The organism is Enterovirga sp. (assembly GCF_035325185.1).
Classification (GTDB): domain Bacteria; phylum Pseudomonadota; class Alphaproteobacteria; order Rhizobiales; family Beijerinckiaceae; genus Enterovirga.
The window spans coordinates 1-7,279 of the sequence record NZ_DAOLAJ010000136.1 but is presented as its reverse complement, the minus strand read 5'-3'; the positions used below and the strand labels follow the sequence as shown (position 1 = coordinate 7,279).

The 7,279-nt window shown below is 71.6% G+C and carries 7 protein-coding genes; 4 read left to right on the top strand and 3 right to left on the bottom strand.

Features of this window, described 5'->3' with window-relative positions; translation table 11 throughout:
- The 3 genes from leuB to PKD06_RS17730 all read right to left on the bottom strand — a co-directional run.
- Positions 1–826: 3-isopropylmalate dehydrogenase (leuB, locus tag PKD06_RS17740; RefSeq protein ID WP_324382463.1), on the bottom strand; the 826-nt coding region annotated here is incomplete at its 3' end.
- A gap of 299 nt (positions 827–1,125) precedes the next feature.
- The gene (gene ykgO / locus PKD06_RS17735; RefSeq protein ID WP_324382461.1) at positions 1,126–1,251 is read right to left on the bottom strand and encodes a type B 50S ribosomal protein L36; all 126 of its coding nucleotides are present in this window, start codon (positions 1,249–1,251) and stop codon (positions 1,126–1,128) included.
- A gap of 136 nt (positions 1,252–1,387) precedes the next feature.
- On the bottom strand, positions 1,388–1,951 hold the full coding sequence (locus tag PKD06_RS17730; protein ID WP_324382465.1) for an arylesterase: 564 nt from the start codon (positions 1,949–1,951) through the stop codon (positions 1,388–1,390).
- Positions 1,952–2,126: 175 nt separating this feature from the next.
- Here PKD06_RS17730 and PKD06_RS17725 point away from each other — a divergent pair, with 175 nt between their 5' ends.
- From PKD06_RS17725 to PKD06_RS17710, 4 genes are all read left to right on the top strand, one after another.
- A complete protein-coding gene (locus tag PKD06_RS17725; RefSeq protein ID WP_324382458.1) occupies positions 2,127–2,831 on the top strand; it encodes an ABC transporter ATP-binding protein in 705 nt (234 codons plus the stop codon).
- The gene (locus PKD06_RS17720; protein ID WP_324382456.1) at positions 2,831–5,425 is read left to right on the top strand and encodes an FtsX-like permease family protein; all 2,595 of its coding nucleotides are present in this window, start codon (positions 2,831–2,833) and stop codon (positions 5,423–5,425) included. The genes PKD06_RS17725 and PKD06_RS17720 overlap by 1 nt, the downstream gene beginning before the upstream one ends.
- 266 nt (positions 5,426–5,691) lie before the next feature.
- On the top strand, positions 5,692–6,615 hold the full coding sequence (locus tag PKD06_RS17715) for a dihydrodipicolinate synthase family protein (protein WP_324382454.1): 924 nt from the start codon (positions 5,692–5,694) through the stop codon (positions 6,613–6,615).
- Between the two features lie 99 nt (positions 6,616–6,714).
- The coding region (locus PKD06_RS17710) for a DUF87 domain-containing protein (RefSeq protein ID WP_324382452.1) at positions 6,715–7,279 on the top strand (565 nt) is incomplete at its 3' end.

Genomic DNA, 7,279 nt, shown 5'->3' with positions numbered 1-7,279 from the left:
CGTCGGGCGCGCCGAGCGAGGCCGAGGGCAGCATGCCGAGCGAGCCGGTCAGCATCGCCGCGACGTCCGAGAGGATGTCGCCGAAGAGGTTGTCGCAGACGATGACGTCGTATTGCTTCGGCCGGCGGACCAGCTGCATGGCGCAATTGTCGGCCAGCACGTGCTCCAGCTCGACATCGGCGAAGTCCTTCGCGTGCACCCCGGTCACCACCTGGTTCCAGAGGACGCCGGACTTCATGACGTTGCGCTTCTCGGCCGAGGAGACCTTGTTGCGGCGGGTCCGCGCGAGGTCGAAGGCGACGCGGGCGATCCGGTCGATCTCGCCGGTCGTGTAGATCTGGGTATCGACGGCGCGCTTCTCGCCCGATTCGAGCGTCACGATCTCCTTGGGCTCGCCGAAATAGACGCCGCCCGTCAGCTCGCGCACGATCAGGATGTCGAGATCCTCGACCAGCTCGCGCTTGAGCGAGGAGGCGTCGGCGAGGGCGCCGTAGCAGATGGCCGGGCGCAGATTCGCGAAGAGGCCGAGATCCTTGCGCAGCCGCAAGAGGCCCGCCTCGGGCCGGATCTCATAGGCCACCGCGTCCCATTTCGGCCCGCCCACCGCGCCGAAGAGCACGGCATCGGCCTCCTTGGCGAGCTTCACGGCCGCATCCGTGACCGGCTTGCCGTGGGCGTCGATCGAGGCCCCGCCGACAAGGTCGGTCTCGGTCTCGAAACGGCCGGCCCCGCCCGCCGACAGGACGTCGAGGATCTTGCCCACCTCGCGCGCGACCTCGGGGCCGATCCCGTCGCCGGGCAGAAGGAGAATCTTGTGGCTTGCCATGGCGCCCCCTCGCCGACCGCGGAACATCGGCGGGTCGGCCGCGAGGCGGTCTAAGCGCCCCTCGCCCGGATTGGCAACCCGGGCATCCGCCTCAGCGATATGTCTCCGTGGACAGGATCGTGCCGGTCCATTGCTGGCGCTCGACCGAAGGCGCCGGAACGCGCGAAAGCCGGGCCTCGCCCCGGGGAGCGAACCCGACCCATCTCAGCAGGCATGCCCACATCGCATCTTCCTCCGTCCGAAACGGAGGCTGGCACGCGGGCGGCAGGAAGACGGTGCGGGGGCGCACCGTCCGGGCGTCAGCCCTGGCGCGCCTTGTAGCGCTTCTGCGTCTTGTTGATGATGTAGACGCGGCCCTTGCGGCGCACGAGCTGATTGTCGCGGTGGCGGCCGCGGATCGACTTGAGCGAGTGGCGGATCTTCATGGCGCTATCGCGGGCCGAGCCGCGCGGACCCGGGACCCTCTCCAAGCTGTCGGAATCGAAAACGAGCCCGAAGGCCCGCGAAGTGGCGTTCCCATAAGGCCAACCGCCCCGGACGGCAAGTCCGGCGCGCCTGATTCTAGCGCGCGCCCAGCCGCCCGAGGAAGGTCTCGACGCTCGGCAGGATGCGCTCGACGATCACCCGCACGCCTTCCGCCGAGGGATGGAGGCCATCCGGCAAGGCGAGCCGGGGCGGGCCACCCGACACCCCCGCAAGGAAGAAGGGATAGAGAACGAGGCCGTGGCGTTGCGCGAGATCGGCATAGACCGCCTCGAAGCGCCGCTGGTATTCGGGGCCGAGATTGCGGGCCGCATACATCCCCGCGAGCATCACCGGGATGTTGCGCGCGGCGAGGCGCGAGACGATGCCCTCCAGCGCCTTTCGCGTAACCTCGGGATCGAGGCCGCGCAGCATGTCGTTGGCCCCGAGTTCGAGGATGACGCCATCCGTCCCCTCCGGCACCGACCAGTCGACGCGGGCGAGGCCCCCCGTGGAGGTGTCGCCCGAGACGCCCGCATTGGCGATCTCGACCCGATGGCCCCGCGCCCGGAGCGCCGCCTGGAGCACGCTCGGAAAGGAATCGGCCTCGGGAAGCAGGTAGCCGGCCGTCAGGCTGTCCCCGAGGGCCACGAGCTTCAGCATGCGTTCCCCTGCCGCCGCGAGACTCGTCTTCCCGGCCGACAGCAGAAGCGCGGCCACGATGCCGCAGCCTTGTTGGAGGAAGGCCCGCCTTGGTCCATATGCCTTGTCCTGCCGCCTGGCCGCCATCGCGCCGTCTTTCATATCGATCCCGCTCCCGACAAGTAGGTGCCGCAGCATGACGGGCAAGATCATCGCGCTCGAAGACGTCGAGCTGAGCCTCGGCGACGGCGCGGCGCGGGTCGAGGTGCTGAAGGGAATCAGCCTCGGCGTCGAGCAGGGCGAGGCGGTCGGGCTGGTCGGCCCCTCGGGATCGGGCAAGTCGACCCTCCTCATGGTGATGGCCGGGCTCGAGCGCCCCGATCGCGGACGCGTGCTCCTCGACGGCGAGGATCTGACGCAGCTCGGCGAGGACGAATTGGCGCGGGTGCGCGGCGCGCGCATCGGCATCGTCTTCCAGTCCTTCCACCTCGTGCCCACGATGACCGCGCTGGAGAACGTCGCGCTGCCCCTGGAGCTGGCCGGCCGCCCCGGCGCCTTCCGCCGCGCCGAGGAGGAACTCGCCATCGTCGGGCTCGGCAAGCGGCTGCACCATTATCCCTCGCAGCTGTCCGGGGGCGAGCAGCAGCGCGTCGCCATCGCCCGCGCCCTCGCGCCGGACCCGGCCGTGCTGGTCGCCGACGAGCCGACTGGCAATCTCGACGAGGCCACCGGGCGCGCCGTCGCCGACCTCCTGCTCGGCCTGAAGCGCGAGCGCGGCGCGACGCTCGTCCTCGTCACCCACGACCTCGCCCTCGCCCGGCGCTGCGACCGGACCGTGCCGCTGCGGGCGGGGCGGATCGCCGAGGCGGACGCCCCCACCGGGGCGCAGGACGCCGCCTGATGCACGGCACTCTTCCTCCTTCCGGAAAGTCGGAAGCGCCGGGCCTTGCCCTGTCCCTCCGGCTCGCGCTCCGCGAGATGCGGGCGGGATTGCGGGGCTTCGCCGTCTTCGTTGCCTGCATCGCGCTCGGGGTCGCGGCCATCACGGGCGTCGGCTCGGTCGCGCGCTCGCTCGTCTCGGGCATCACGGTGCAGGGCCGTGCCATCCTCGGCGGCGATCTCGCGCTCTCCCTCATCCAGCGCGAGGCGACGCCGGAGGAACTGGCCGTCCTCGCGCGCTACGGCCAAGTCTCGCGGATCGCGACGCTGCGGGCCATGGCGAATGCGGGCGAGGCGGGCGCCGTGCTCGTCGAGGCCAAGGCCGTCGGGCCCACCTATCCCGAGGTCGGCGCGGCCGTGCTCGACCCGCCGGGCGACCTCCAGGCCGAGCTTGCCCGCCGGGCCGAGCCGGGCGAGGTCTTCGGCGCCCTCGCCGATCCCACCCTGTTCGACCGGCTCGGCATCGCGCCGGGCGCGCGGCTCACCGTTGGAAGCGCGACGTTCGTCCTCGCGCGCCGGCTGGCCTCGGAGCCCGACAAGATCGCGGCGGGAATCGGGTTCGGGCCGCGCTTCCTGATGTCGCTCGACGCGCTCCGGGCGACCGGCCTCGTCCAGCCGGGCAGCCTCGTGCGCTGGACCTACCGGCTCACCCTTCCGCAGGGGGCGGAAGGGACGGCGCGCTCGCCCGCCGCCGTGGCGGAGGCCCTGCGCACCGCCCTGCCGGACGAGGCGGCCGGCTGGGAAATCCGCACCCGCGACAATGCCGATCCGCGCTTCAAGCGCGATATCGAGCGCTTCACCCAGTTCCTCACGCTGGTCGGATTGACGGCGCTCCTGGTCGGCGGCGTCGGCGTGGCCAATGCGGTCTCGGCCTTCGTCGACCGCAAGCGCGTCTCCATCGGCATCATGAAGAGCCTCGGCGCGACGGGGCGGCGCGTCGTCTCGATCTATCTCGCCCAGGTGCTGATGATCGCGATGCTCGGCATCGCGCTCGGGCTCGCCCTCGGCGCGGCCATCCCCTTCGTCGTCGCGGGCGCCTTCGCGCGGGCGCTGCCGATCCCGATCGAGGCCGTGATCTCGCCCGCCGATCTCGGCCTCGCCCTGCTCTACGGCCTCCTCACCGCCCTCGCCTTCTCGCTGGCACCGCTCGGGCGCGCCCATGCGGTGCCGGTCTCGGGCCTCTTCCGGGACCGCGTCGCGCCCGATCCGCACAAGGCCCCCCTCTCCTACCGGATCGGCACGGCCGCTTCCGGCCTCGCCCTGGTCGGCCTCGCGGTCGCGGCAGCCTACGACAAGCGCATCGCGCTCTATTTCGTCGCGGCGGCCGGGGGCGCCTTCGTGCTGCTGCGGCTGGTCGCGCTGGCGCTGATGGCCGTGGCGCGCCGACTGCCCCAGGCGCCGACGCCGCTCCTGCGCCTCGCCGTCGCCAATCTCCACCGGCCGGGCGCGCTCACGCCCTCCCTCGTCCTGTCGCTCGGCCTCGGCATCACGCTGCTCGTCACGCTCGCGACCATCGATACCAGCCTGCGCCGCGAGATCGGTCGCACCCTCCCCGAGCGCGCGCCCAATTTCTTCTTCATCGACATCCCGAGCGCCCAGGCCGGCGAGTTCCGTGCCTTCCTGGCGCGCGAGGCGCCGGGCGGCGCGATCGAATCGGTTCCCATGATGCGCGGGCGCATCACCGCCCTGAACGGGGTGCCGGTGGCCGAGGCAAAGGCCGCACCGAACGCGGCCTGGGTGCTCGACGGCGACCGGGGCATCACCTTCGCGGCCGACCTGCCGGAGGGCTCGACCCTGGTCGAGGGAGAGTGGTGGCAGGGCGACGGCGCGCCGGGCCTCGTCTCGCTCGACGCGGAAATCGCCAGGGGGCTCGGCCTGAGCCTCGGCGAGACCATCACCGTCAACGTCCTCGGGCGCACCCTGACCGCCCGCATCGCCAATCTGCGGCGCATCGACTGGCGGCGCGTCGGGATCGGCTTCGTGATGGTCTTCTCGCCCGCCACCTTCGCCGGCGCGCCGCATTCGGAACTGATGACCCTGACCCTGCCCAAGGGCACGGCGCCGGAGGCGGAGCCGCGGCTCCTGCGCGAGGCCGCGCGGCTCTATCCGGCCGTGAGCAGCGTGCGCGTCAAGGACGCGCTCGAGGCCGTCGATGCGATCGTCTCTCAGCTTCTCTTCGCGATCCGGGCGGCCAGCTCGGTCGCGCTCGCGGCGAGCCTTCTCGTCCTCGCGGGCGCTCTCGCGGCGGGACACCGGGCGCGCCTCTACGACGCGGTGGTGCTGAAGACGCTCGGCGCCACGCGGCGCTGGCTGCTCCTCGCCTATCTCGCGGAATACGGGGCGCTGGGCCTTGCGACGGCGCTCTTCGGCATCCTGGCCGGGACCGCCGCGGGCGCCCTCGTCGTCTCCCGCGTGATGAGGCTCGACTTCACGCCCGACCCGGCGGGCGCGGCCCTCTCGGCCCTGGTCGCGGTCGCGGTCGCGGTGGGGCTCGGCCTCGCCGGCACCTGGCGGATCCTGGGACAGAAACCGGCTCCCTATCTGCGAAGCCTTTGAGGCCCCGCAGCCGCAAAAGCGTCGAATGCGGTTGCCTTCCCGGGCGCTCTCGGCTTGGGTAGTCTCCGACACGAAGAACAAGACGGCCCGGAAGCGAGGGAGGAAGACAGTGACCGCCGACACCCTGCCCGCACCGCGCGCCAGCCGTCACTCGCGCCCGGCATCTTCCCGCCGCACCGGGCCGTGGGTCCGCCGCTGATCTTTCCTTTTCCGGGGCATGCGCGCGCCCCTCCTCTTTTCCCAAGCGCGTTTTTCGAGGTCCAGGAATGAGTCACAAGCGTCCCTATCGAGGGGTCTATCCGGTTGCTCCCACCATCTTCCATGCCGACGGCACGCTCGACCTCGACGGTCAGCGCCGCTGCCTCGACTTCATGATCGATGCGGGCTCGCACGGAATCTGCATCCTGGCCAATTTCTCCGAGCAGTTCGTGCTCTCCGACGAGGAGCGCGACCAGGTGACCGAAGCCTCGCTCAAGCATGTCGCCGGGCGCGTGCCGGTCATCGTGACGACGACCCATTTCGCGACCTCGGTCTGCGCGGAGCGCTCGCGCCGGGCGCAGGATCTCGGCGCGGCCATGGTGATGGTGATGCCGCCCTATCACGGCGCCACCTTCCGCGTGCCCGAGGAGGCGGTCACGAGCTTCTTCCAGAAGCTCTCCGACGCGATCTCGATCCCGATCATGATCCAGGACGCGCCGGTGGCCGGCACGCCGCTCCCGGCGGCCTATCTCGCGAAGCTCGCGCGCGAGGTCGAGAACGTCTCCTATTTCAAGATCGAGACGCAGGGCGCGGCGACCAAGCTGCGCACGCTGATCGAACTCGGGGGCGACGCGATCGAGGGTCCGTGGGACGGCGAGGAGGCCATCACGCTCATGCCCGATCTCGATGCCGGCGCCACCGGCGCCATGACGGGCGGCGGCTACCCGGACGGCATCCGCCAGATCCTGGACCCCTTCGTGGCGGGCGACCGCCCGGCCGCGATGAGGGCCTATGAGCGCTGGCTGCCGCTCATCAACTACGAGAACCGCCAATGCGGCATCGCGAGCGCCAAGATCCTCATGCGCGAGGGCGGCGTCATCAAGTCCGACGCCATGCGCCATCCGCTCGCCCTGCCCCATCCCGCCGCGCAGGCCGGCCTGATCGAGCTGGCGCGCGAGCGCGACGCCATGGTCCTGCGCTGGGGCAAGTAGCATTCCCGGCCCGCCGCCGCCCCGGCGGCGGGACAACTCCGCTGTGGGAATCGCCCGGCGCGCGCCACCCGCCCTGCCGTCCCGCGCTATAGCGGGGGCATGACCCTTCTGATCGATCTCGGCCGGGGCCCGAGCGGAGCGAGCGCCGGCATCGACCTCGCCGAGCTTCTGGCGACGCGCCTTCTCGTCCAGGGCAATTCCGGCTCCGGCAAGTCGCATCTCCTGCGCCGCCTCCTGGAGCAGAGCGCCCCGCATGTGCAGCAGGTGGTGATCGACCCGGAAGGCGACTTCGTCACCCTCGCCGACGCGCACGGCCATGTCGTGGTGGACGCGGCGGCTTCCGAGGCCGAGCTGCACCGCATCGCCGCGCGGGTCCGCCGGCACCGCGTCTCGGTGGTGCTGAACCTCGAAGGGCTCGAGATCGACGGCCAGATGCGGGCCGCCGCCTCCTTCCTCGGCGGGCTTTTCGACCAGGAGCGCGACCATTGGTATCCGGTCCTGGTCGTGGTCGACGAGGCGCAGCTCTTCGCCCCCGCCGCCGCGGCGGGCGAGGTCTCCGACGAGGCGCGGCGGCTCTCGCTCGGCGCCATGACCAACCTCATGTGCCGGGGCCGCAAGCGCGGCCTTGCCGGCGTCATCGCCACGCAGCGCCTCGCCAAGCTCG

Coding starts and splice junctions, on each gene's coding strand:
- PKD06_RS17715 (WP_324382454.1), top strand. CDS start 5,692: ATGAGTCACAAGCGTCCCTATCGAGGGGTCTATCCGGTTGCTCCCACC.
- PKD06_RS17725 (WP_324382458.1), top strand. CDS start 2,127: ATGACGGGCAAGATCATCGCGCTCGAAGACGTCGAGCTGAGCCTCGGC.
- PKD06_RS17720 (WP_324382456.1), top strand. CDS start 2,831: ATGCACGGCACTCTTCCTCCTTCCGGAAAGTCGGAAGCGCCGGGCCTT.
- PKD06_RS17730 (WP_324382465.1), bottom strand. CDS start 1,951: ATGCTGAAGCTCGTGGCCCTCGGGGACAGCCTGACGGCCGGCTACCTG.
- ykgO (WP_324382461.1), bottom strand. CDS start 1,251: ATGAAGATCCGCCACTCGCTCAAGTCGATCCGCGGCCGCCACCGCGAC.